At 67.7% G+C, this 22238-nt stretch carries 26 protein-coding genes; 17 read left to right on the top strand and 9 right to left on the bottom strand.

Features of this window, described 5'->3' with window-relative positions; translation table 11 throughout:
- Positions 1-75 precede the first annotated feature (75 nt).
- From SK803_RS32160 to nhaA, 11 genes are all read left to right on the top strand, one after another.
- The gene (locus SK803_RS32160) at positions 76-696 is read left to right on the top strand and encodes an SRPBCC family protein (RefSeq protein WP_319969909.1); all 621 of its coding nucleotides are present in this window, start codon (positions 76-78) and stop codon (positions 694-696) included.
- Positions 696-1919, top strand: coding sequence for a wax ester/triacylglycerol synthase domain-containing protein (locus SK803_RS32155; RefSeq protein ID WP_319969908.1), 1224 nt, complete (start codon positions 696-698; stop codon positions 1917-1919). Before SK803_RS32160 ends, SK803_RS32155 begins: the two co-directional genes overlap by 1 nt.
- Before the next feature lie 85 nt (positions 1920-2004).
- Complete coding sequence (locus tag SK803_RS32150; RefSeq protein WP_319969907.1) at positions 2005-2484, top strand: cation:proton antiporter regulatory subunit; 480 nt, start codon at positions 2005-2007, stop codon at positions 2482-2484.
- A gap of 2 nt (positions 2485-2486) precedes the next feature.
- Positions 2487-3653 (top strand): cation:proton antiporter, encoded by a 1167-nt coding sequence (locus SK803_RS32145; protein WP_319969906.1) that lies wholly within the window; start codon positions 2487-2489, stop codon positions 3651-3653.
- A 140-nt stretch (positions 3654-3793) separates the two neighbouring features.
- The gene (locus tag SK803_RS32140; RefSeq protein WP_319969905.1) at positions 3794-3928 is read left to right on the top strand and encodes a hypothetical protein; all 135 of its coding nucleotides are present in this window, start codon (positions 3794-3796) and stop codon (positions 3926-3928) included.
- Between the two features lie 893 nt (positions 3929-4821).
- The gene (locus SK803_RS32135; protein WP_319969904.1) at positions 4822-5883 is read left to right on the top strand and encodes a YbaB/EbfC family nucleoid-associated protein; all 1062 of its coding nucleotides are present in this window, start codon (positions 4822-4824) and stop codon (positions 5881-5883) included.
- 70 nt (positions 5884-5953) lie between these two features.
- Entirely contained in the window at positions 5954-7036 is a 1083-nt protein-coding gene (locus tag SK803_RS32130; RefSeq protein ID WP_319969903.1) for a PucR family transcriptional regulator, read from the top strand.
- A gap of 132 nt (positions 7037-7168) precedes the next feature.
- Positions 7169-7600, top strand: a complete 432-nt coding sequence (locus SK803_RS32125) for an NfeD family protein (protein WP_319969902.1) — start codon at positions 7169-7171, stop codon at positions 7598-7600.
- A gap of 4 nt (positions 7601-7604) precedes the next feature.
- The gene (locus SK803_RS32120) at positions 7605-8642 is read left to right on the top strand and encodes an SPFH domain-containing protein (protein ID WP_319969901.1); all 1038 of its coding nucleotides are present in this window, start codon (positions 7605-7607) and stop codon (positions 8640-8642) included.
- A gap of 41 nt (positions 8643-8683) precedes the next feature.
- Positions 8684-8989, top strand: coding sequence for a DUF3040 domain-containing protein (locus SK803_RS32115; RefSeq protein WP_319969900.1), 306 nt, complete (start codon positions 8684-8686; stop codon positions 8987-8989).
- 137 nt (positions 8990-9126) lie between these two features.
- Entirely contained in the window at positions 9127-10431 is a 1305-nt protein-coding gene (gene nhaA / locus SK803_RS32110; RefSeq protein WP_319969899.1) for a Na+/H+ antiporter NhaA, read from the top strand.
- Here the strand turns inward: nhaA and SK803_RS32105 are convergent.
- The 4 genes from SK803_RS32105 to SK803_RS32090 all read right to left on the bottom strand — a co-directional run bounded on the left by SK803_RS32105 (position 10428) and on the right by SK803_RS32090 (position 12629).
- Positions 10428-10946 carry a hypothetical protein gene (locus SK803_RS32105; protein WP_319969898.1) on the bottom strand — a complete coding sequence of 173 codons (519 nt, stop codon included), beginning with the start codon at positions 10944-10946 and terminating at the stop codon, positions 10428-10430. The two genes, nhaA and SK803_RS32105, sit on opposite strands and share 4 nt — an antisense overlap.
- A 96-nt stretch (positions 10947-11042) precedes the next feature.
- Positions 11043-11183, bottom strand: coding sequence for a hypothetical protein (locus SK803_RS32100; protein ID WP_319969897.1), 141 nt, complete (start codon positions 11181-11183; stop codon positions 11043-11045).
- Positions 11184-11241: 58 nt separating this feature from the next.
- Positions 11242-11424 carry a hypothetical protein gene (locus SK803_RS32095; RefSeq protein WP_319969896.1) on the bottom strand — a complete coding sequence of 61 codons (183 nt, stop codon included), beginning with the start codon at positions 11422-11424 and terminating at the stop codon, positions 11242-11244.
- Between the two features lie 2 nt (positions 11425-11426).
- The gene (locus SK803_RS32090) at positions 11427-12629 is read right to left on the bottom strand and encodes a cation:proton antiporter (protein ID WP_319969895.1); all 1203 of its coding nucleotides are present in this window, start codon (positions 12627-12629) and stop codon (positions 11427-11429) included.
- Positions 12630-12789: 160 nt separating this feature from the next.
- On the opposite strand from SK803_RS32090, the gene SK803_RS32085 reads away from it, so the two are divergent.
- Together SK803_RS32085 and SK803_RS32080 are read left to right on the top strand one after the other, a co-directional pair.
- Entirely contained in the window at positions 12790-13398 is a 609-nt protein-coding gene (locus SK803_RS32085) for a TetR/AcrR family transcriptional regulator (protein WP_319969894.1), read from the top strand.
- The gene (locus tag SK803_RS32080; RefSeq protein WP_319969893.1) at positions 13395-14651 is read left to right on the top strand and encodes a glycosyltransferase; all 1257 of its coding nucleotides are present in this window, start codon (positions 13395-13397) and stop codon (positions 14649-14651) included. The genes SK803_RS32085 and SK803_RS32080 overlap by 4 nt, the downstream gene beginning before the upstream one ends.
- Before the next feature lie 13 nt (positions 14652-14664).
- Here the strand turns inward: SK803_RS32080 and SK803_RS32075 are convergent, their stop codons facing one another.
- The 3 genes from SK803_RS32075 to SK803_RS32065 are packed head-to-tail and all read right to left on the bottom strand — an operon-like array spanning position 14665 to position 17203.
- The gene (locus SK803_RS32075; protein ID WP_319969892.1) at positions 14665-15444 is read right to left on the bottom strand and encodes an ABC transporter permease; all 780 of its coding nucleotides are present in this window, start codon (positions 15442-15444) and stop codon (positions 14665-14667) included.
- Entirely contained in the window at positions 15441-16340 is a 900-nt protein-coding gene (locus tag SK803_RS32070; protein ID WP_319969981.1) for an ABC transporter ATP-binding protein, read from the bottom strand. The genes SK803_RS32075 and SK803_RS32070 overlap by 4 nt, the downstream gene beginning before the upstream one ends.
- A 5-nt stretch (positions 16341-16345) precedes the next feature.
- Positions 16346-17203 carry an SAM-dependent methyltransferase gene (locus tag SK803_RS32065; RefSeq protein WP_319969891.1) on the bottom strand — a complete coding sequence of 286 codons (858 nt, stop codon included), beginning with the start codon at positions 17201-17203 and terminating at the stop codon, positions 16346-16348.
- Between the two features lie 360 nt (positions 17204-17563).
- Between SK803_RS32065 and SK803_RS32060 the strand changes: the two genes are divergently transcribed.
- The 4 genes from SK803_RS32060 (at position 17564) to crcB (SK803_RS32045) (ending at position 21318) form a co-directional block, all read left to right on the top strand.
- Positions 17564-18133, top strand: coding sequence for a nucleotidyltransferase family protein (locus SK803_RS32060; protein ID WP_319969890.1), 570 nt, complete (start codon positions 17564-17566; stop codon positions 18131-18133).
- 482 nt (positions 18134-18615) lie between these two features.
- A complete protein-coding gene (locus SK803_RS32055; RefSeq protein ID WP_319969980.1) occupies positions 18616-20058 on the top strand; it encodes a SulP family inorganic anion transporter in 1443 nt (480 codons plus the stop codon).
- 415 nt (positions 20059-20473) lie between these two features.
- On the top strand, positions 20474-20953 hold the full coding sequence (crcB, locus tag SK803_RS32050) for a fluoride efflux transporter CrcB (RefSeq protein ID WP_319969889.1): 480 nt from the start codon (positions 20474-20476) through the stop codon (positions 20951-20953).
- Positions 20950-21318, top strand: coding sequence for a fluoride efflux transporter CrcB (crcB, locus tag SK803_RS32045; protein ID WP_319969888.1), 369 nt, complete (start codon positions 20950-20952; stop codon positions 21316-21318). The genes crcB (SK803_RS32050) and crcB (SK803_RS32045) overlap by 4 nt, the downstream gene beginning before the upstream one ends.
- Positions 21319-21324: 6 nt before the next feature.
- Here crcB (SK803_RS32045) and SK803_RS32040 read toward each other — a convergent pair whose 3' ends face one another.
- Both SK803_RS32040 and SK803_RS32035 read right to left on the bottom strand, forming a co-directional pair.
- Positions 21325-21777, bottom strand: coding sequence for a universal stress protein (locus tag SK803_RS32040; protein ID WP_319969887.1), 453 nt, complete (start codon positions 21775-21777; stop codon positions 21325-21327).
- Between the two features lie 26 nt (positions 21778-21803).
- Positions 21804-22229, bottom strand: a complete 426-nt coding sequence (locus SK803_RS32035) for an ATP-binding protein (protein ID WP_319969886.1) — start codon at positions 22227-22229, stop codon at positions 21804-21806.
- Between the last annotated feature and the right edge of the window lie 9 nt (positions 22230-22238).

Genomic DNA, 22238 nt, shown 5'->3' with positions numbered 1-22238 from the left:
CGACTGCGGACGACCTTGCCAGGTCGGGTCCTACGGCTCTGAGCAAGCTGCACGGGCTGAAGCACCGTAGAAGTCATGAGGACAACCAAAGTCGTGGGATTGGCAGTGGGCGCCGCCGTCGCGGCGGTGGCGTCGTATCCGCTGTTGTGGCGCGAGTGGTGCCGGACCTGGGGCGCGACCGAGGACGAGGCACTGGCCACGTTGCCCGGTGACGATCTGCTGCTCCGGCCCGACCTGCTGACCACCCGCGCGATCACCGTCGAGGCGCCTCCCAGCCGGATCTGGCCGTGGCTGGTGCAGATGGGCAGCGGGCGCGGCGGTGCCTACACCTACGACTGGATCGAGAACCTGTTCGGCCTGAACATGCACAGCGCCGACGAAATCCTCCCGCAGTTCCAGGACCTGCGGATCGGTGAGGTCCTGCCGGTCGGAGAAGGCGGCCCGAAGCTGCTGGTGGAGGTTCTCGAACCCGATCATGCTCTCGTGCTGCGTTCCGACGACGGCCGGTGGGTCTGGGCGTTCGTGCTGCACGAGATCCCCGGCGGCACCAGGCTGATCAGCCGCAACCGCATCGCCGTCCCCGACGCCTCGCCGCTCGTCCGGTGGTTCAACCAGCTCGTGATGGAGCCGGGAAGCCTGGTGATGGAGCAGAAGATGTTGCGCGGCATCAAACAGCGGGCCGAACGGCGTCTCTGATGATCGACCGGACGAGCTCCGACGACGTGGTGTCGCTGGCCTCCGGCATGCAGGTCGGCGCCGTGGTGGTGCTGGAACGGGATCCCGGCGGCGTCGAAGCCCTGCTCGCGGACCGCGTCCGGACTGTTCCGCGGCTGCGCCGGCGTCTGGTCCAGACGCCCCTCGGCTGTGGTCGCCCTGTCTGGGTCGACGATGCCGGGTTCGACATCTCCAGGCACGTACATCGGGTGGTCTGCACGGCTCCTGGCGACGACGCGGCACTGCTGGGCATCGCCTCCTCGCTGGTGACTCGTCCGTTGCCCCACTCGTCACCACTCTGGTCAGCGACGCTGGTCACCGGGCTGACAGAGGACAGGGCGGCGCTGATCCTGGTCTTCCACCACGTCTTGTCCGATGGGATCGGCGGTCTGGCCGTGCTGGCCAACCTCGTCGACGGAGCACCCGCTGTCGAGGCCACCCCCTTTCCCACTCCTGCGCCTTCCCGCCGTGAACTCGCGAAAGACGCCTGGGCGGCCCGGCTGAGACTGCCTGGGCACAACTCGTTCACCGGGCTGCAGTGGCCGTCACTCGGTTCACGTTGCTCCCTGAACCAACCCACCGGACCACAGCGGCAGCAGACCATGGCACGGACCAGCGTCTCCAGGCTGCGTGCTGCCGCCCACCGCTGTGGGGGCACGGTCAACGATGCTCTGCTCACCGCCGTCACGGGCACCTTGGGCACGGTGCTGAACGGTCGCGGTGACCACGTCGACGAACTGGTCGTCTCGATTCCCGTGTCGACGCGTCGCTCGACCACCGCCGCTCACCTCGGCAACAGGACCGGCGTCATGCCCGTCGCACTGCCGACCGGCGGTGACACCTGGTCACGTCTGACGAGAGTCGCCGCCATCACCCGGTCACACAAGAAATCAATCACGTCAGTCGCGCCCATCTTCCGGACGTTGAAGGTCCTCGGGATGGCGGACTGGTTCATGAACCACCAACGCATGGTGCACACCGTCGTGACCAACGTGCACGGCCCTGACCACCCGATGCGCCTGGCCGGCGCGCCGGTCGTCGGCCTCATCCCGCTGTCGGCCACCACCGGCAACGTGACCGTGGCGTTCGCGGCCCTGTCCTATGGCGACGCGTTCACCATCACGGTGGTCGCCGATCCCGAACACGTACCCGACCTGCCCATGCTCACCGAGGCGCTGCAGGCCGAGCTCGACCTGCTCGGCTGAACGCCTCGCGTTCCTGCTCGAGAAGTGGTCAGGAGGCCCACCACCTGGGCAGGTCCCGCACGGCGCGGCTTGCCATGATGACCAGATGGACGTGAACGAGGTACTGCTGCCCGGCGTCGGCCTGCGTTACGAGTTCACCAACGCCGACGGTGACCGCATCGGCATCGTCGCGCGCCGCGAGGGCAACTTCGAGGTGATCCGCTATGCGGCAGATGATCCAGACGAGGCACAGCCGCTGTTCCGCCTCACCACCGCCGAGGCCGACACAGTCGCCGAAATCCTCGGCGCGCCGCGCATCGCCGAGCGGTTCGCCGACCTGACCAGGGAGGTGCCAGGGCTCAGTGCCGGACAGGTCGTCGTGCCCGCCGCATCCGCGCACGCGGGCAAACCACTCGGCCACACGCGAGCCCGCACCCGCACCGGGGCGTCGATCGTCGCGATCGTGCGCGGCGAGGACGTGATCGCCTCCCCCATGCCCGAAGAGGTGCTGTGGGCAGGCGACGTGCTCGTGGTGATCGGCACTCACGACGGCATCAACGGCGTACGCCGGATCATCGAGGCCTGACGGTGCACACGTCTCTCGCGCTGCTGCTCGAACTCGGCGTCATCCTCGTCGGGCTCAGCGTGCTCGGGGCGGCCGCGAGACGGTGGTCGTTCTCCCCCGTCCCGCTCTACCTGCTCGCCGGTCTCGCCCTCGGGAACGGCGGCATCGCACCGGTGCCCGCCGCCGGCGCCTTCGTCGAGGTCGGCGCCTCCATCGGCGTCGTGCTGCTCCTGCTCACCCTCGGACTCGAGTTCAACACCGCTGAGCTCACCCACAGCCTGCGCCGCCACGTTCCCTCCGCGGCACTCGACCTCGTCCTCAACGCAACGCCAGGACTGATCGCGGGATGGCTGCTCGGCCTGCCGTGGCCCGGCGTCCTCGCGCTCGCGGGCGCCACCTGGGTCTCTTCCTCCGGCATCATCTCCCGGCTGCTGGGCGACCTGCGCCGTCTCGGCAACCGCGAGACACCGGCGGTCCTCGCCATCCTGGTGATGGAGGACTTCGCCATGGCGATGTACCTGCCTGTGCTCGTGGTGCTGGCCTCCGGCGGCAGCTGGTGGCAGGCCCTCATCGGAGTGGTCATCGCGATCGCCAGCGTGACCGCGGCGTTCACCGCGTCCCACCGCTGGGGCCACCACGTCAACCGCTGGCTCGCCCACCCCGACGACGAACAGCTCATGCTCCGCGTCCTCGGCACCACCCTCGTCGTCGCGGCACTTGCCGAGCTCGTGTCAGTCTCGGCGGCGGTCGGCGCGTTCCTCGTCGGACTCACCCTCACCGGCGCTACAGCCGAACGAGCACGCGCCGTCCTCGCACCCCTGCGCGACCTGTTCGCCGCGGCGTTCTTCCTCGCCATCGGCTTCGCCGTCAGCCCGGCCCAGCTGCTCCCAGCGCTGCCCGCCGCATCCGCACTCGCCCTGGCAGGCATCCTCACGAAGATCGCCACCGGCTGGTACGCCGCCCGCCGCGACGGCATCGCCCCACGCGGCCGCCTCCGCGCCGGCACCGCCCTGATCGCACGGGGCGAGTTCTCCATCGTGATCATGAGCCTGGCCGGCGCCACGAGCCCCGAACTCGGACCTGTGGTCACCGCGTACGTCCTTCTCCTCGCCACGATCGGACCGCTCATCACCCGCTGGTCCAGCGACTGGCTTTCACCACGACGGCCCAGAGGACTGAAGAGCTCATGAAACGAACAATCTGCACTGAGGGGCACGACGATGCCCATCGCTCCCCCGCCCCGTAGACTGGCTTGCGCCAAGCCAAGCACGGCACCGGCACGGGCGGCCATCAGCACCGGTGCCACGAGCGACATCGCGGCCCTCTCCAGATGACCGAACGGGCGTCACCGGTGTTCGCCGTCGCCGCACACGCCCGCGACCGAGGCGAGTGGCACGCCCCCACCGGCCCGTGGCTCGTCTCGCTCGTCGACCTCCTCCACCGCGGTGCGACCGCAGACCGATGACGCATCCCACACACGGCATCCCGCCGCGCCGCCCGAGGCCGTCGATGTGGTTACGACGGACTTGAACACCGACACCGACACATGGCGCGCCAGGTGCGCAGGAGCATCACCGCTGACCTTGAGCGGTTGCGCGACTGCCCGGAGTCGTGAGGATCATCTCTCCCGGTTGTAGGACTTGCGGCGGCGCACCAGAAGCGCGCCGCCGATCCCACCTTGACGCCCCTGATCGTCGACGACTCGTTCTGCCCGACCCGCCAGGTCCTGCCCTGCTGGTGGCCGCACACGCGTGGGCTGGAGTACTGCCGGTCCGGGTAGGCCGGCAGGGGCGCTCGGCAACAACCGCCGCCACGGCAAGGCGGATTTCGACAGCGACGTCACCAGGCTCCACCATGCAGGGTCCACGACGCACCCGGTGAGACCGAGCGGTGGCACGCGGCTTCTCAGCGCGTCACGTCCACATCAGTACCTGGCTCAGTGCCACGTTCCACTTGGTCCCAGCTGATCCTTACGCGGTCACTTCCTGGCCCGCGTGGCGGTGAGTCGACCTGTTGAGTCCTTGACCGGGGCATACCGGTCCGCTGAGCAGGGGTTTGCGCTGGGCCCGCATTTACGGCATCTTTATGGGCGGAGCGCCGGGAAGCCTGGTCGGCCCGTTCGTCACAACACGGTGGCGGCGGATACACGACTCGAGGTGCCATGCCCCGGATTCGATCTTCCTCCGTTCTCTCCCTTCCCCGGTCCGGCAAGACGGGACATCCGCCCGAACGCTGATCCACGCGTTCGTCCGGCTTGGTGGGCACTCGGTCTCGGGCTGCCCTTCTTCTCCTGTCTTGCAAGGCGTTCACGCCGCTGGACCGCTAGGGGTGAGGTGTGTCGTGGTTGTGGTTCCCCGCATGATTCCCATGGTCGACAGTCCGCACGTGGCTGTCGCGCTGGCTGCGCGATGGCGCCGAGCCAGAGTGCTGGTCCTGGTCTCGATGATGGGTCTGCCCGCGTTGCTCGGGTTGATCTGCCTGACGTTCGCGCTGCTTCCCCTGCCGGATGTCTCCACGGTGACGTGGGCGGTGATTCCCGTCGTCGTGGCCACGTTGTCGGCCTTCGCTCTCGTGACGTGGCTGCGTCGCGACGGTCTCACCGATCCCGCCTCTTGGCTCCCGGCGACGGTGCTGATGACCAGCAGTCAGGTGGTGCTCGGCGTGGTGCCGGGATTCGGCATCGCCATGCGTTCGGCAACTGGAACCGCGTTGGTGTTGAAGGCGTTGCTCGCGCTCGGAGTTGTGAGCGCGGGTTCGGCGTGGTCGCTCGCGCGGCGGGCGTGCCGTTCGTTGCTCGCCTCGCCGGTAGCCGAACTGGGCTCCACTCCGCTTCAGCTGGAGTTCCGCAGTTCCTTGTCCCGCATCGTCATCGGCGCCGATCGAGTCGACTGGACCTGCCGTACGGCGGGTGGGCGACTCGATCTTGGCGTATCCTTCCGCAACCTCCACGCCATCACGGTGGCGAGCGCCGACGACGCCGCGATCGTGTTGGTATTGCACACTTCCTCCGGCCGATGGAGGGTTCCCGCACGTGAAGCGGCCGCGGTGTGCGCGGTGCTGCGCCAGCGGAAGGTCTGGTGGGAGCGGCGCGCCGAGGCCGCGATCGAGCAAGAACGTGCTCGTTACCACGAGATGTTGCGACTGATCGGCGCCGCGAAGGCGACTTCGTCCACAGAGGACGGATCAGTCTCGGTGACGGTGAACGCGGACGGGGTCGCGACCGGCATCGAGTTGACTGAGGGAATTCGCGGGAAGAGCCCGCAGCTCATCTCCGCGGACCTCATGGCGTGCATCGACCAGGCGCAGAAGACCGTCCGCAAGCAGGTCCAGCACCTCATGGTCACGCGGTACGTCACCAAACAGAGGAAGGAAGAGCTGCCCGTTCTCGCACAGCGGGTCTCCGAACGGATCGCAGCGTGAAGCCCGGCGTCCGCAAAGGAGTGTGACTGCGTTGCCACGCAGGCGATCGGCCAGAAAGGTAGCGGACGACGTGCCCGCGGAGTTGCCGCTGTTCGTCCAGGCGCTCCGCGAGATCAGCCTCGCGGGACGGACGCTGTCGGCCAAAGAACGGCACGACCTGCACAACATCGGTGCCGACGCGGCGGAACGCGGTGTGCCGCTGCGCGAGCTGATCGAAGGACACCTCGCCGAGATTTGGCGATCATGGGCGACCTTGCCCGGTGTGGACGCCGCCACGAACACCGCTGCTCTGAAACGAACCGGTGAAGCCGTGTTCCGGGCTGCGGAGGACGCCGTCGGTGAATTGGCCAAGGGATATGAGGAGACCCAGCGCTGGACCGTGCGCAGGGACGAGTCGCTGCGTCGCGAGTTCATCGACGACCTGCTCACCGGACGCGATCTCGGCCAGCTGGCGGAACGCGCCGAGCGGTACGGGCTGCAGCTCGCCGGCACGAACGTCGTCGCGGCGGCGTGCTCGTCGCAGCCGTTCCTCGACTCCGGCGCGGCGACGACGAGCGTTCAGGCGGCGATGAGCCTGCGGTTCAGCTCGCGCCACGTGCTCGTGACCGCACGCGAGGGCCTCCTGGTGTGCGTAGTCCCGCACGACCTCACGGGCGCTCCTGAGGAGTTCGCGCGTCAGGTCGGCGAGATCGTAGGACGGAACTCCGCATGGCGGGTCGGTCTGGGTCAGCCGCAGTCCGGTCCCGGCGGCGCGGTCCGTTCCTTCGAGCAGGCGCGCAACGCTCTCGACCTCGCCGAACGGCTCGACCTGGACCAACGGTTCGTCAAAGCCGCAGATCTCCTGGTCTACCAAGTGCTCCTGCGTGACAGCGCAGCGCTCGGCGAACTCGTCACCGCCGTGCTCGAGCCGTTGCGCGGGGCACGTGGTGGAGCTGAACGCCTGCTGGACACGCTGGAGGCCTACTTCGCCTGCGGGCGGATCACCACCGCCACCTCGAAGGCACTCGGCATCGGCGTGCGCACAGTCACCTATCGCCTGAACCGCGTCCGCGAGCTGACCGGCTACCGCGCCGACGATCCCGCCCAGGCGTTCACGCTCCAGGTGGCGGTGCTCGGTGCGCGCCTGCTCGGCTGGCAGCGACCGGCTCCGTAACTGCCGAGCGCCAGCAGACAACGGCGGTCCAACTGGCCGGGCGGACGCCTGTCCACCGGACGGAATCGGATCCACGATGGTGAGGAGACGTCGTGCGTTAGAGGCGTACCTCCGCCTAGGGAGGGTCGCACCATGGAGCTCTGGCTCATCTGGCTGATCATCGCGCTGGTGCTGGCCATCGCCGAGATCTTCTCGCTCACCGCGGCGCTCGGCATCCTCGCCACAGCAGCGGCCGCTACAGCAGCAACGGCGGCGATCGGGCTGCCGGTCGCCGGCCAGCTCGTGGTGTTCAGCGTCGTGTCCGCCGCAGGTGTCGTGCTCGTCAGGCCGTGGGCGCGGCGAATGATGCTGCAACCACGGCTCGAACGGTTCGGCGTTGACGCGTTGATCGGTAGTTCGGCCTACGTCGTCCGCGAGATCAATGACCACGAGGGAATCGTGCGGCTGCGCGGTGAGGACTGGACTGCCCGCCCGTACGACGGATCCCTCGTCATCCCCGCCGGAAGCACGGTCGACGTCCTGCACATCGACGGCAGCATCGCCGTCGTCTACCCACGGGAGTGAGCCCATGTCCACACTGCTCGTCGCCGGACTCGTGCTCGCGATCTTCGCGGCGTTCACCGTTCTGCGCGCTGTGCGCATCGTGCCGCAAGCACGTGCGCGCAACGTCGAACGCCTGGGCCGGTACCAGCGCACCCTCACTCCCGGCCTCAACTTCGTCATCCCCTACATCGACCGCGTCTACCCGCCGATCGATCTGCGCGAGCAGGTGGTCTCGTTCCAGCCGCAGCCGGTGATCACCGAGGACAACCTGGTCGTGCAGATCGACACGGTGCTGTACTTCCAGGTCACCGATCCCCGCTCCGCCGCCTACGAGATCGCCAGCTTTTTGCAGGCGGTCGAACAGCTCACCGTCACCACCCTGCGCAACGTTGTGGGATCCATGGATCTGGAGAAGACCCTCACCTCGCGCGACACGATCAACAACCAGTTGCGCGGCGTGCTCGACGAGGCGACGGGCAAGTGGGGCCTGCGGGTCAACCGCGTGGAGATCAAGGCCATCGATCCGCCGCAGAGCATCAAGGAGGCGATGGAGAAGCAGATGCGGGCCGAGCGCGACAAGCGAGCCGCGATCCTGACCGCCGAAGGCCAGAGGCAGTCGCAGATCCTCACGGCCGAGGGCGACAAGCAGGCCGCCGTGTTGCGCGCCGAAGGGCACCGGGCCGCTACCATTCTCGAGGCGGAGGGCCAGTCCCGCGCGATCGACCAGGTCTTCCAGGCCGTGCACCGCAACGATCCTGACCCCAAGCTCCTCGCCTACCAGTACCTGCAGATGCTGCCCCAGCTCGCGCAGGGGCCCGGCAACACGTTCTGGGTGATTCCGAGCGAGGTCACCACCGCGCTGCACGACGTCTCGAAGGCGTTCTCCGAGGCGCTGCCGCGATCGGCCGCGGCCCGGACCGACGACAACGCCGTCGATGCCGCAGCCGCACAGGCCGAGAAGGACGTCGCCCAGGCGAGCAAGGCGGCCGCCGAAGCGGTCTCGGACGCCGCGGACGCCGCCACACCGGTGAACGCGCTGCGCCCGGAACTGGCGGGTCGCTGAGGGCGCGGACAGTCGGTGGCGAGTTCGGGAGGTGCGCGACGATGGGGTTGCCAGAGGACGAGCAGCGTGAGTTGGACGCCATCGAGCAACGTCTCGCCGAGGACGATCCCAAGTTCGCCGCCAAACTCGTCAGGACGCCGTCACCGCATCACCGGTTGCCGCGGCGCGTGCTGAAGCTGATCGGCCTGCTGTTGATCTACGTGGTCGGGCTGGTGGTGGTCATCACGGGCGTGTCGCTGTCGTCGATCGTGGTGATCGCGCTCGGCGCGGCCGTGACCGCGTTCAGCCCGGTGGCCATCGTCGTCCAGACTTGGCGCACCCGCGGAAACGACGAGCCATCAGGCTGATCCGCGTTCCGGCCAAGATCACATCCACGGGGCTCGATGCCTGATCGTGGGGTACGGTCGGGCTGTTGCCGTGACGGGCGGCATGGTGTGCCGGGAAGTCTGGTCGGCGATGCGGCCGACGACACCCGGAGTGTGCTGTGGAACCCGTGAAGACCCGGCTGTTCAGCCGTGCGTCCTGGCCCGAGACCAAGCGCATCGCCGACCTGCTTCGCCTCGAGACCGTCGGCGGCGTCATCATGCTGGTGGCGGCGGTGGTGGGCCTGGTGTGGGCCAACTCGCCATGGGCGTCGATCTACGAGACGTTGCGCTCGGTGGAGATCGGCCCCGAATCGCTGCACCTGCGGCTCAGTCTCGCCGAGTGGGCGTCCGACGGCCTGCTGGTGATCTTCTTCTTCGTCGCGGGCCTGGAGCTCAAACGCGAGTTCGTCGCGGGAGACCTCCGCGATCCTCGTCGTGCCGCGGTCCCGATCGCGGCGGCGTTCGGCGGCGTCCTCGTACCGGCGTTGATCTACACCGCGGTCAACCTCGGCGGCGGCCCCTCGTTGTCCGGCTGGGCCATCCCCACCGCCACCGACATCGCGTTCGCACTGGCGGTGCTCGCGGTGATCGGCAGGTGCCTCCCGTCTGCGCTGCGGACGTTCCTGCTCACCCTCGCGGTCGTGGACGACCTGATCGCGATCGTGATCATCGCCCTGTTCTACACCGACGACCTGTCGCTGCTGCCGTTGGTGCTGATGTTCGTCCCGCTGGCGTTGTTCACCGTGCTCGTGCAGCGGCGTGTCCGGTCGTGGTGGCTGCTGATCCCCTTGGCGGTGGCGACGTGGGCGCTCATGCACGCCTCAGGTGTGCACGCGACCGTGGCCGGTGTGCTCCTCGGGTTCGCGGTGCCGGTGATCCGCCGGTGCGGCGACGGTCCTGGTCTGGCCGAGATGTTCCAGCACCGGTGGCAACCTCTGTCCACGGGTGTCGCTGTGCCGATCTTCGCCTTCTTCGCCGCCGGCGTCTCGATCGGAGGCCTCAGCGGATTCATCACTTCCCTCACGGACAGCGTGACGCTCGGCATCGTGCTCGGTCTGCTGGTGGGCAAACCGATCGGCATCACCGCAGCCACCTGGCTGGTCGCGCGGTTCACCAAGGCCGATCTGGACGACGACCTGGCGTGGATCGACGTGGTCGGCCTGTCGATCCTCGCCGGTATCGGGTTCACCGTCTCGCTTCTGGTCAGCGAGTTGTCGTTCGGCGAGGGCAGCGCGGGCTACAGCAACGCGAAGGTGGCCGTGCTGCTGGGTTCCGTTCTGTCCGCGTTGATCGCGACGGTGATCCTGCGCGTGCGCAACAAGGTGTATCGGCGCATCTTCGAGGACGAGAACCGCGACGCGGACAACGACGACATCCCGGACGTGCACCAGGTCGATCAGCCGCGTGCGGACCAGTCAGGCTAGTTCTGGAGACTTCCCTGCAACCACAGGGCCTGACGGCGGAGGATGAGGTCGGCGACGAGGTCCGCGTCGTGAACGGGCAGCAACCACTGGTCCTCGGTGGACGTCAACAGGACCGCCGGTCCGCCTTGCGCGTACAGCGTGATCCCTCCGGGCAGGACGATCCACGGCCTCAGGTCAGGAACCACGGGCAGGGTGACCGGCGTGACCTTCAGGAGTTCCCGGAACGGAATCGACACGTCGATCCGGGGGTTGTTGCTGCGGCGCACGTGCAGGCGCACCGGGAGTGTCAGACGCAGGTCTGCCGATCCCAGCTCGGCCACAAGGGGTGTGAGTAGTGCCCGGCTGGCTCGGTGAGCGGACACGCATGTCGCGACCGCGACCACCCAGCTGAGGAAGAACAGGATGGCCGATCCGGTCAGCGCGTCGGGGGTGCGGCTCGTGGCGATGTCGTAGGCGGGAACCGCGACGGACAGCAGCTGCACTCCCACCGCGAGGAACGCCGCGGGCAGCCACATCTGAGGATCAAGAGGAGCCTGGTGCCGGAGCCACAGGCGCAGCACAACCGCTGCGATGGCAACGGGTACCAGCGGAATCGAAGTCGGCCAGATGCTTCAGTCTCCCGCCGTCACAACGATCACCGTGCACAGCAACAACTGCAGCACCGGCAGGACGACGGAGAACACAGTGATGTACCGCTGACTGCCTGACCAACGTTCGCGCAGCGCAGCTTCCGCGGCCTCGTCAAGACTCACGACGATCCCGCTCGATCCTTGTCCGCGGGTGGTTTGAGGAACCACAGAAACAGCATGCTCACGCCGGCCACAGCCAGTCCGAGCAAGTCCGTCCAGTGGCCGACGAACTCACCGTCGAACCACACCAGCACCCACCCGAGAACCGCGGCAGCCGCACATACCAGTAGCGGCGCGGGATCGCCGCGAAGGACAGCAGCACGAGCGCTGCCCAGATCAGTGTCGGGTTCAGCGACTCCATCACGGCTACTCCCGAACAGGCCGCTCAGGCTGCCCTGTGGGCAGTCCGTCCGGTGGCTCGACGCTCAACGCCTTCGCCACGGGCACGTCCGTCGACGAGTGCAGGACGATCGACAACGCGATGGTGATCGCGACCAGGTCGAACACGTGCTCGCCGGCGGGTATCCCGGCTTGCAGCACGAGGAGCCCGTAGACCACGGACGCGAAACCCTTGGGGCCGAACCACGCGGCGACGGACCGTTCGCGTGCGGGCAGTGGTGTGCGCAGCAGCGACAGCATCATCGCGGCCGGTCGCACGAGCAGGATCGCGATGATCGCGACCGCCCAGTCCCCCACGCTCAGGTGCGAGATGCGCTCAGGTGTGATCAGTGCGCCGAAGACGAGCAGGGCGGCGAACTTGGTGATCTCGGAGAGCAGGTCGCCGAAGTGTTCGAAGTGTTCTGCCGCAACGCGATCGAGTGTCGCGATGGTCGACCCCGCGGCGAACGCGGCGAGGTAGGGGTTGGCGTGGGTGAGGTGGCAGGTCGCGTACAGCATCACCGCGATCGCCAACGGACCGAGTGCCTGCAACCGCGGTTCGGCGGTGAAGATCCGCAACCGCCACGCCAGCACCACGACCGCAGGGATCACGACTCCCAGCGCGAGTCCTGCGGCCAGTTCGATGCCGATGGTGAGGAAGTCGGTGTCCCGGTTCGCCGCGGTGGCCAGGAAGATCAGCACGAACGGCAGGGCCAGACCGTCATTGAGACCGGACTCGACGTTGAGCAGGCGCCGCAATCGCATGGGCACATCGGTGCGGCCCACGATGGCGGAGGCGAACACCGGGTCCGTCGGCGAGAGGATCGCGCCGATCAGGAACGAGGTCGTCCAGTCCAGGCCGGTGAGGAAGTGCGTCGGCACGGCAATGCCGATCATGGTCAGCGGCATGGCCAGGCCCAGCGCCCTGCCCGAGAGCCGCCACCCTTGTTTCAGGTCGGGCAGGCCCGCGCGCTGGCCGTCGGTGAACAGGACCGTGAACAGTGCGAGATCAGCCAGAACGGTGACGAACGCGCTGTTGGACGGGATGTCGACGAGCCCGAGACCGCCCTGCCCGATCAACGCTCCGGCTACCAGGAACATCAGCGCGGTCGACAGGATCGTGCGAGCGGCGAGACCGGACAGCGAGACGCTGATCAGCAGGACCAGACCGAATGCGAGCACCAGCGCCATCGACGAACCCCGTCCACGTCAGCCACACCCACCACGGTCTCGTGACGGGCATTGCCGACCAGACTTCCCGGCGCACCGCGCGCAAAGATGCCGTAAAGGTCCACTCAAAGCAAACCGAAAGGTCTCGACAAGCACTGAACAGATGTTTAATGTTTTGAACATGCGTTCAGCCTCTGATCTGACTGCGCGGGCTCGCATCCGCGACGCGGCACTGGCCAGGTTCGGCACCGACGGCATTGCCGGCACCTCGGTCCGCGCGGTGGCCGCGGATGCCGGGGTCTCGCCGGCTCTGGTCGTGCATCACTTCGGTTCCAAGGAAGGACTGCGGCAGGCTTGCGACGACTACGTCCTCGACTCGATCCGCAGCGGCGGCGAGGCGTCCATCGAGGCTTTGGGCGAGATTTTGCAGGCGGCGACACCGGTTCGGCGTTACTTGGCGAGGGCGTTGCTCGACGACACGCCAGCGGCCGGTGCTCTGTTCGCCGAGATCGTCGAACGCACCGAGACGTGGCTCGCGACCGGCGAAGAGGAGGGCTGGGTGCGCGCCTCAGCGGACACCAAAGCGCGAGCGGTCACCTATGTGTCGTGGTTGCTGGCGCCCCTGGTGCTCGGCGACCAGGTGGGTCGTCTGCTGGGCGGCGACCCCGCCGAGACCGCCACGGCGGTGCGCGGAGCCCGCGCCGGGCTGGAGATGTTGACCCACGGCCTGTTCACCGACGACCGCTGGCTGACGGCGTTCACCGACATCGATGAGAGGACGAGGCCGTGAAGGTCTTGCTGGTCGCCCATGGCACACGCGGGGACGTACAGCCGCTGCTCGCGTTGGCGGTCGCCCTCAAGAAGGCGGGCCACAAGGCGCTGCTGGCGGCACCGGAATCGTTCGCCACCAGTGTGCTGGCGCAGGACGTCGACTTCGCGCCCCTGGACAACGGCCCCAACAGGTTGCTCGAAGATCCGCTGATGGCGGAGGCGATCGAGGGCGGGTATCGCGGCATCCGCGGCATGATCACCGCTCTGTCGACCATCAGGCGTATCAAGCCGTTGATGGCCGACGTGCTGCGCGATGTCGGCGCGGCCGCGCGATCCAGCGGCGCAGATGTCGTGGTGCACACGCCGAGCGTGCCCGCACAACACGCGGCCGAGATGCTCGGCGTTCCCGCGGTCCTCGCCGCGTTGCAACCCGGCTGGGTGCCGACGTCGGAGTTCCCGTGCCCGATGGTGCCGCTCCCCCGCCTGCCCCGGTTCCTCAACCGGGCGACCTACCTGATCGTGTCCGCGACCCTGCGCGCCTATTCCGGCATCGTCAACAAGTGGCGCATCAACGACCTCGGCCTGCCGCGCGGTCAGGGACGCCGTCAGGCGCACGTGCTGCAAGCGTTCAGCTCCCTCGTGACACCGGTCGATCCCGCGTGGCCGGACTCGGTTCGCACCACCGGTTTCTGGTACCTGCCGCGGGAAGCGCGCTGGTCGCCGGACGCGACCCTGCAGGCGTTCCTGGATGCTGGGCCGTCACCGGTCTACATCGGGTTCGGCAGCATGGCGGGACGTGACGCGCAGCGCACCGGTGACATCGTCGCCGAGGCGGCGAGGGCAGCCGGAGTGCGCGCGATCGTCGCCACCGGGTGGGGCGGGCTCGCCCCGCGATCGTCAGGCGATCTTCTGGTGATCGACCAGGTGCCGCACGACTGGCTGTTCGGCCGGGTGAGCACGGTGGTGCACCACGGTGGCGGAGGCACGACCGCAGCAGCACTCGCCGCGGGTGTGCCGCAGGTCGTGTGCCCGTTCGTCGCGGACCAACCGCACTGGGCTCAACGGCTGCACGCAGTTGGTGTCGCACCAGAACCCGTTCCGTACAAGAAGCTCGCCGTCGACACACTGGCCGAAGCGATCATCCATGCCGTGGGTGACCCGGCGCTGCGTCAGCGCGCGGGAGAGCTCGGCGAGCAGATACGAGCCGAGAACGGCGTCGACGCCGCCGTGCACGAGCTGGAGCGGATCCACAATGGACGTGGATCCACCTGATCGTGCGGGAGGTTCAACGGTCGTGGTCGGCGTTGCGCCACCACAGCGCTGTCGCCGCCATTCCCGCCGCTCCGACGAGAACCACCAGGACTACGCCGAGCAAGCCTGGCGACACCGCGTCCGGTCCGGCAAGTCCGCTGAACAAAGCCGGCACAGACCACGGGAAGTACTGGCCATAGCCAAGCGCGGCAACGATCTGTGCGCAGAAGATTGCGGCCATCAGCACCCCGACACCGGGCAGATAGCCGCGGCCGGCACTGGCCGCAAGCGCGACCGGCGTCGTGAGCAGCACCGTCATAACCGCGGTCACAGCGATCGTCGCCACGCCGGACATCGCCAGATCCACTGACCACCCCGGCAACCCGAGCACCGTGCCGATCACCAGTCCGAGCACGACCAGTTGCACAGTCAGGGCAAGGCACCACGCGCCCGCCACGACGAACTTCGCCAGCACGATCGTGGTCCGCGCACTCGGCAGAGCCAGCAGATCCTTCACGGTGTTCTGGCTGAACTCCCGGCCGAACAACCACACCGACACCATGCCGAACACCAGCATCCCGCCGACAGCCGTCGTCTGCCCCAGGAAACCCAGGTACGTCGGCCAGTCCGCATCCCGGCCGACCAGTGCGGCCTTGGTGCCGATCAACCCGAGCGAACGAGCCCGGTCCTGGTCCTGCAGGATGAACATGAACAGCCCGCCCACCGCCGCGGCGACGGTGAACGCGAGTGCGGTGATCCACGGGACGCGGGATCGGCGGGCCTTGAGGATCTCGGTCGCCATCACGTTGATCACGACTCCACCACCCGCAGGAAGAACGTCTCGAGATCGTCCTGTTCCACGACGAGCCGGGTCGGAGGACAACCCGCCTGCACCAGCACGGTGGCGACCGCGTCAGGTTGCTCGAGCGCGCGGTCGTCAGTCAGGGTCAGGCCGTCCCGTTCCGTCCTCATCGGACTGAAACCCGCCACGACCAGGGCTCGTTCGGCCGCGGCACGGTCACGTGCCGAGACACTCAGCCGACGACGCGCGTGCGCGGCGAGGTCGCCCGCGTCGAGTTCGCGGACGAGCCGCCCGCGGTGGATGACGCCTATGCGGGTGGCCAGCCGCGCGACCTCGGTGAGGATGTGGCTCGACAGCACCACGCTCACACCGTGCTTCTGGCTCAACTCGTGCAGCAGGTCGCGGATCTCCGCGACACCGGCCGGGTCGAGGCCGTTCGCGGGCTCGTCGAGGATCAGCAGTTCCGGCCGGTGCAGCAGGGCCTTGGCCAGGCCGAGCCGTTGTGCGTTGCCCAGCGACAACGTTCCCGAACGCTGGTCGGCGTACGCGGTCAACCTCAACCGCTCGACGACCTCGTCGACGTGATGGTGCCCGTGCAGTGCGCGCAGGCGGGCCGCCACGGCGAGGTTCTCCCTGACCGTGAGCTCCGGATACGCCGCGGGAGTCTCCACCAGATAGCCCACGCGCGACCATGCGGCGTGCGCACCCGGCCGTACCTGCGATCCGAGCACTTCAACGGATCCGCCGGTCGGTCGCACCATGCCGAGCAGCATGCGGATCGTTGTCGTCTTGCCCGCCCCGTTGAGCCCGAGCAACGCGTAGATCTCGCCTGCGTTGACGCGCAAGGAGACGTCATCCACTGCCGCGACATCGCCGTAGCGCTTGGTCAGGCCACGGGCGTCAATCATCGGCGTCACTGGTCGGCGACCTTGACGCACCGCACGGTGCGCTCGATCTCCGATACGGGCAACGAACGACCTGACGGTGCGATGTAGCGCTCGGTGAACTCAGGTGGGCCCAGCTGTTCGACCTCGGCCCACCCGTAGGGCGCGAGGAACCCGGCGACTTCCTCGGGAAGGAGCCCGAACTTCCACACAGGGCGCTTCACGACGAACTCGCGGTAGGCGGCCTCGCCACCGAACCGCGCCGTACCATCGAGGAAGTCCTTGCGCACGTACGTGAACACCAGCTCGCTGCCTGGGGGCGCCTGGGCGAGAAACCCGAACGTCGCGCGCACTGCCTCTTCGGTGAGGTACTGAGTGACCGCTTCCCAGATGAAGAGCGTTCGCCGTTCGGCGTGGTAGCCGTACTCGGCGAGCACCTCGTCGAGGTGCTGACTTTCGAAGTCGATCGGAACCAGGCTGAGGTTCGGCGGCACCTCACCGAAGATCGCACGCAACCGGGCACGCTTGCTCTCGATGTTGGCCGGCAGATCGACCTCGAACACCTGCTTGTGGCGGAGCCGGCAGCCGCGTGTGTCGAACCCGGCGCCGAGGACGACCACCGCCTCCGCATCGGTGGCAGCGAGACGGTCGTCGATGTACCGCTTACGGCACAACATGCTGGCCCAGATACCTGGAATCTTCTTCTCCGTCGCGGCGATGAGTGCGCCCCGCACCGGGCGCCAGCGAGCCGCGGCCGCGACCAGACGCCCGGAAGCGGGAAGAATGCGTGCCGCCAAGTCGTCACGAACGACCGGATGACCGTCGTACTGGTCCGCTGCGGCGATGACCATCGGGCCGATTGCCGTGCCTGCGACCGCCGTGTCCATGGAAGCTCCTGCACCTAGGCGTCATTGAACGACGCCGACCAGGCTTCCCGGCACACCTGTGAGCACTGTACAACCAAGTCACCACCGACATCGGCAAACCGTTCTCAACTCGCTGCGACACCGTGTGACGATGAGCGGTCGCCGTTGCTCGTCCACAATGGACAAGGCCAGATTGTCACCGGCGCGTCGCGTCGGCGTTGCCGGCCGTGAGGGCTACTCGGCCCGGTTGGCGACGCGCGCCTCGGCGGACAGGATATTCCGATGGACGTGAACGAGGTTCTCCTACCCGGCGTGGGGCGTCGCCGTACGGCTGAAGCGCAACGCTCGCAGGTGAATTGTCAGTGTGCCACTCTGGGTGGAATGGGGGATCCACTGGCAAGGCCGCCGTTGCAGCTGCCCGCGATGCTGCGGGCGCTCCGTGATTACGACGTCGACTGGGTGCTGAGCGGTTCGATGGTCATGGCGATCTACGGAGCGCAGGTGACTCCGAACGATCTCGACGTGGTCGCCGCGCCCGAACCGCCGAACCTGCGACGGGTCGCCGCGCTGCTGGAGGACCTGAACGCCGTCCCCGCGTACTTCCCGGACTGGGCGGACGGGCTGGGACTGCAACAGTGTCGTGACTGGCGTCCGGAACCTCCGACGCAGCAGCAACTGGACCACTTGTTCGTCACCAGGCTGGGCATGCTCGACCTCCCGCCGACCCTCACCGGGACCTACGCACAACTGCGACCGAGTGCCAGCAGGTTGGAACTCGCGGGGGTTCAGGTGTGGGTGTGCGACCCCGACGAGGTGCTGCGCCGGATTCCGGATCCGCCCAGAGCCAAGGACCTGCTTCGGGCCGAGACGTACTCCGCGGTGCGCGAACGGCTGCGCACCGACCGTCGTCCCCACGGCCTGAGCAATCTGAGCCCACGACTGACGGAGTAGCCAGCCCAGTCGTATCGCTCATCGGTGTTGTCGGCCACATCCCACCTGCTTCGCCTCGAGCCCTGACCTGGCCTCGGGGTAGAGTTGGATCGTTCAAGGTCGAGGTGGCAACCCGACCTTCTGGGGACGCGAGCAATGCTCGAGGCCCGCCGGGAACGATGGTGTTCCCGCTGTCGAATCCGTTCATGGACAGGAGAAGCCGCATGCGTTCGTCGCTGCCTCGCTCCTCGTCCTGCCCGCCGTAGTCGCTACGGCCTGAGGCCCACGCCCCGACTCGTCCGTCGGCGCACCCTCCGTGACCTGATACCTGGTCCTTGCCCTCAGCCGGCATCGATCGGCTGTACAGCGCCGCTGGCCCTGTGCTCGCCCTTCCTTCCGCGCGTTTCCGACGACACGGGCCGCGCCTGAACATGACAAGGCCGTTCTTGACTACCTCACCAGCTTCCCCCGCTGCCCTGCTGACCCGCCTGCGCGCCGCCCGGATGACCCCCAAAGTCCTGCGCACCGAAGTACTCGCCGGGCTCGTCGTCGCACTCGCGCTGATCCCCGAAGCGATCTCCTTCTCCATCATCGCCGGAGTCGACCCCAGCGTCGGGTTGTTCGCCTCCTTCACCATGGCCGTGGTCATCTCCATCGCAGGCGGCCGACCCGCGATGATCTCCGCCGCCACGGGCGCCATCGCCCTGGTGGTCGCTCCCCTGGCGCGTGAACACGGGCTGAGCTACCTCGTCGCCGCGGTCATCCTGGGCGGGCTGTTCCAGATCGCGCTCGGAGCGCTGGGCGTGGCCAAGCTGATGCGCTTCGTCCCGCGCAGCGTCATGGTCGGCTTCGTCAACGCCCTGGCCATCCTGATCTTCATGGCCCAGGTGCCCGAACTCATCGACGTCCCGTGGATGGTCTACCCGCTCGTCGTCGGCGCACTGCTGCTCATGGTGTTCTTCCCCCGGATCACCAAGACCGTGCCCGCACCACTGGTGTCGATCATCGCGTTGACCGCGCTGACCATCGGTGCGGGCATCGCCGTACCGACCGTGGGCGACAAGGGCATGCTGCCCTCGTCCCTTCCCGTCCCCGGTGTCCCCGACGTGCCGTTCACCCTGGACACGCTCAAACTGATCGCGCCCTACGCGCTGGCCTTGGCGTTGGTCGGCCTGATGGAATCGCTGATGACCGCCAAGCTCGTCGACGACCTCACCGACACGCACTCCAACAAGACCCGCGAGTCCATCGGTCAGGGCATCGCCAACGTCGTCACCGGCTTCTTCGGCGGCATGGGCGGCTGCGCGATGATCGGCCAGACCATGATCAACGTCAAGAACGGTGCCCGCACCCGCCTCTCGACGTTCCTGGCCGGCGTGTTCCTGATGATCCTGTGCATCGTCTTCGGCCCAGTCGTCTCCGACATCCCGATGGCCGCTCTGGTCGCCGTGATGGTCCTGGTGTCGTTCGGCACCTTCGACTGGCATTCCGTCGCCCCGGCGACCCTCAAGCGCATGCCGATCGGCGAGATCACCGTCATGATCGTCACCGTCGCGGTGGTCGTGGCCACCGACAACCTCGCCATCGGCGTCGTGGTCGGCTCCATCACCGCCATGGTGATCTTCGCTCGCCGCGTCGCGCACCTGGCCACCGTCACCGCTCTCGTCGATCCCGATGGCAGCCAGGTCGTCTACACCGTCAACGGCGAGCTGTTCTTCGCCTCCAGCAACGACCTCGTCTACCAGTTCGACTACGCGAACGACCCCGACAAGGTCATCATCGACCTCGCCTCCGCGCACGTCTGGGACGCCTCATCAGTGGCGGCCCTGGACGCCATCACGACCAAGTACGCCGCACGCGGCAAGACCGTCGAGATCATCGGACTCAACGAGCACAGCGCCAAGATGCACGGCGCGCTCAGCGGCGAACTCAGCGGCAGCCACTGACGATCGATGTTTCTGCCACAGGCGGCGCGACAGCTGACGGGTTGCAAGGCCGCAGGTTCGTGACCGCCCGGCGCCGCAGTTACTCGCCTGCGACTCGAGGGGCACTGATGGTGTATCGCAACCCTGCCCTCCGTGTGCACCGCAGGGGTGTGAGCGACGCTGGTCCTGCTCAGCCGCCAGCGGCAGGCCCACTCGATCAGCAGCACCGGCCTCAACCAGCAGCGGGTCAGCGATGACTTGCTGCCGTGAAGCCGACCACATCGCTCTCCAGGGTCGCTGTTCGTGTCGGTAGCGTGTGCGGAAGCGGCGGTGGGGCTCGCCGCTCCGTCCCGGAGAACCGCAGCGCCCAGCTGCCAACAGTCCCTACTCGAACCGGGTACCCACACGTGCCCGGCACCTGAGTAGGAGTGTGTCCGTGGCCAACGAGATCGAACTCACCGATCCGATCGACCCCGACATCGATCTCCACGTCCCGTCGCAACGCCGTGAACTCGTGCGCCACCACAGGCCTGTACTGGCCGCAGTCGCGCTTGGCGGTGGTCTCGGTGCGCTTGCCCGCTACGGGCTCACGCTGCTCCTGCCGACCCGGCCAGGCCAGTTCCCGTGGGGCACTTTCGTCATCAACACGCTCGGTTGCTTGCTGATCGGCGTGCTGATGGTGCTGATCACGGAAGTGTGGACCGCTCACCGGCTGGTTCGCCCGTTCCTCGGCGTGGGTGTCCTGGGCGGGTTCACCACCTTCTCGACCTATGCCCTCGAGATCAGCGATCTGCTGCATCCCGGCGCCGTCGCCCTGGCGTTCGTGTATCTCGCCGGCACGTTCCTGGCCGCCATGCTCGCCGTGCTCGCGGGAGTCGGGATCACCCGTGCCGCGGCGATGGGGAGGCAGTCGTGACGGCGGTGCTGGTGTTCGTCGGCGCAATGGTCGGCGCTCCACTGCGGTACTTGACCGACCGGTTCGTGCAGTCGCGTCACGACAGTCTCTTCCCGTGGGGCACCTTCAGCGTCAACCTCGCCGGCTGCCTGATCCTGGGTGCTCTCGCCGGAGCCGGCACAGCCCTGCCGAGTCAGGTGTTCACGCTGGTGGGCACCGGAATCTGCGGGGCGCTGACGACCTACAGCACCTTCAGCTACGAGACCCTGCGCCTGGTCGAGCAGAAGGCCTCCCTGTATGCCGTGCTGAACGCCGCGGTGAGCATCATCGCGGGACTCGGCTTGGTGTTGCTCGCGTTCACGACCACCGTGGCGCTGATCGGCTGAAGCTGGTCAACGGCCTGTGGGGTCGGCGACGAGCAAGACGGGGTGATGGGCGGCTCTGGCCACGCCGCGGCTCACCGAGCCTCGCATCATCCTGGCGAGCGAGCGGTGCCGGTGCGTGCCGACCACGATCATCAAAGCCTCTTGCTCGTCGGCGATCCTGACCAGCAGCTTGCCAGGGTTGCCGTCCGCGGCGTGATAGGTCCAGGCACCAGGATGTGCGGCCAAGGCCTGCTCGACCTGCGCACGCAGATGGTCCAGCGCCTTGTGCCTGTAGTTGTCCCAGGTGTCGACGTCTGCGTCGGGGTCGACGGGCTGGTCGCGCGCATCGATGCCGTGCACCACATGCAGGTCCGCACCGAGTCGGAGCGCGAGATCCGCCGCCGTGCGCAACGCGGCCAGGCTGGCCGCTTGATCGTCGAATCCGACCACCAGCACCGATGCTCCGCGCGACGCGCTCACCTCACCACTGTCTCGCTCTTGGCGCGTCAGTGCACGCGCTGAGACGAAGACACCACCACAAGCAGCCCTGAGACTTCGGCCCACACGGTCTTGGCGGCATTGCCCCGCCGGCACCTCCAATGGGCGGACAGACGATTGACGATCACAAGGCCCGCTCCATCGGTATCCGTGTGGCCGTGCCGCCCGAGTACCGGCAGACGCATGGGACTGCCGTCCTCGACCTCGATCCTGATCACGTCACGCTCCCGCACCAGCCTCACGCACAGCCGGCGCGCCCCGACAGCGTGACGGTAGGCGTTCTCCACCAACTCAGTCATGATCAACAGGGCATCCTCGACGCGGCCTTCGTCGACGCCGTTGAGCGCGGCACGAAGCAGGCGTCGCTCGTCGGCGACCGACGGATTGCCGTCGGTGAGTTCGCGTTCGACGAGCACTTCCACGGATTCACTCACGTGCCGCTC

The sequence above is a fragment of the Lentzea miocenica genome (assembly GCF_033949945.1).
Taxonomy (GTDB): Bacteria; Actinomycetota; Actinomycetes; order Mycobacteriales; family Pseudonocardiaceae; genus Lentzea; species Lentzea miocenica.
This window is presented reverse-complemented; position numbering and strand designations above follow the sequence as displayed.